The 1579-nt window shown below is 65.8% G+C and carries 1 protein-coding gene; it reads right to left on the reverse strand.

Annotation, left to right across the window (positions count from 1 at the left end; genetic code table 11):
- The coding region (locus ACZ6DL_RS38060; RefSeq protein WP_466058589.1) for an IS110 family RNA-guided transposase at window positions 1–1257 on the reverse strand (1257 nt) is incomplete at its 3' end.
- Between the last annotated feature and the right edge of the window lie 322 nt (window positions 1258–1579).

Consider the following 1579-nt stretch of genomic DNA (forward strand, 5'->3'; position numbering starts at 1 on the left):
TGTGTATCGGTCGGCGACGGTCCTGCGGCCCTGTTCCGAGGTGAGCGGGCTGCCGTCGACATCGCGGATCACGTAGTGCTCGCCGCGGCGCCAGCAGGCGGCGACGCGAGTGAGCAGGGTCGTGGAGAGATGGCAGACCGCGGAGTGGTGGTGTTTGCCGCTGTCGGTCATGAGTCGATGGTATTTCGCGGCCAGCGAGGGATCGCTGCGCCGTGCCTGCTCAGCGGCCATGAACAGCGCTTCGCGCAGGCACGCGTCTCCGGATTTCGTTGGCCCACCGTGCCTTCCGTTCAATCCGGAAGATTCGAGTGTTGGCACCAGGCCGCTGAAGGAACGGATCGCGGCCAGGGAGTCGAAGCGGTTGGGATCGCCCAAGCGGCCCAGGATCTGGGCTGCGAGAATCGGGCCGACCCCGGGCGCCGAGCTGACGATGCCATCCGGGTCGGCCTTGTCCAGCAGTGCCGCGATGCGGGTTTCGAGTTCCTTGATTTCCTCGGTGAGCTGCAAGGCCAGCCGGGCCTCGATCGCGATGTCATCGGCCAACTCCGGGAAGTCCAGTTCATCGGCCCAGAGGTCGAGCGTTTCCCGGGCCGCGGCGATGAGCTCGTCGGCCTTCTCCTCGCGCCAGCTGCCGCGAGAATGCCGGGCGAGGAATCGTGTCAGCCGGGCCCGGCCCAACCGGATCACGATGTGTGGGTCGGCGTAATGCGCCAGCAACCGCAAGGGCGTCTTGTTGGCCAGGTCCGCGCCGAGCGCGGCATGCCAGCCGGGCCCGAGGAGTTCGAGCAGCGCATCCAATCGCGCGAGGATGCTGGTGCGGCGTTTGACCAGATTGGAGCGCAGCTTGACCGCCCTGCGCATCGTGTCACCGGGGCCGAGCCCGGTCGCGGGGTGCATGCCCTCGGGATGCAGAAGTGGGATCCGGGCAAGGACTTTGGAGTCCAAGCGGTCGGACTTGGTGTGCTTGCAGTAGTAGTCACGCAGGTCGGCAGATTGTTCGGGTGGCACCAGAATCACGGTGGCGCCCTGCCGACGGAACCAAGCCGCTAACGGCACCCAGGCGTTGCGCGTGGGCTCCATGATGACGGTGACCGACGAGGGGGCGGTCCCGGCCGGCAGCATCGACCACAGTCGCTGCAGATCACCGGTCGTGGTGCGGAACTTGCGGCCTGACCATAGAAATTTGCCTTGCTCATCGGCCAGGCTGGCCTGGTGCGCTGCCCGGCAAGCGACATCGATACCCAGCCGCAACTCCAACGATCCAACTCCCGTCTGCTCGACAATGCTTCACCCAGATCCGGCGTGAGCGTTCTCGTCGCGCGGGTCGATGCAGTACCAGACATTCACCAACAGGGATCTCCGCATCGCGCCGCGTGGCGGCGGATGCCGAAGTCGCCGGGTTCCTAACAGGACGCATCTCACCCGGCGATGGCCCTGCTCACTCCGCGATCAACAGGCAAGGAGCACAACCCCACTCGGTCATTGAGCGGTAGCAAGCAGGCGCCGGAGCCTCGAATTCTCACCCAACCGGCCGTGTCCGGTGAGAGCTTCGAGACCATCACCGAGTTTGAATGTCGGT

It is taken from the genome of Nocardia sp. NPDC041819 (assembly GCF_055590505.1).